The organism is Tessaracoccus caeni (assembly GCF_029211185.1).
GTDB lineage: Bacteria > Actinomycetota > Actinomycetes > Propionibacteriales > Propionibacteriaceae > Arachnia > Arachnia caeni.
Genome location: NZ_JARGDO010000076.1, coordinates 1 through 261, shown reverse-complemented (window position 1 = coordinate 261; position 261 = coordinate 1). Strand labels below are relative to the sequence as shown.

The following is a 261-nucleotide window of genomic DNA, read 5'->3' as shown; positions in this document are numbered from 1 at the left end:
CATCTGCTAAGCCTAAATACTCCTTGGTGACCGATAGCGGACAAGTACCGTGAGGGAAAGGTGAAAAGTACCCCGGGAGGGGAGTGAAATAGTACCTGAAACCGATCGCATACAATCCGTCGGAGCCTCCTTTGGGGGTGACGGCGTGCCTTTTGAAGAATGAGCCTGCGAGTTAGTGGTGCGTGGCGAGGTTAACCCGTGTGGGGTAGTCGTAGCGAAAGCGAGTCCTAATAGGGCGTTTAGTCGCGTGCTCTAGACCCG

The 261-nt window shown here is 54.8% G+C and carries 1 rRNA gene; it reads left to right on the top strand.

Features of this window, described 5'->3' with window-relative positions:
• Nucleotides 1-261: ribosomal RNA gene (locus P0D62_RS19065) — 23S ribosomal RNA — on the top strand; the annotation flags it as partial.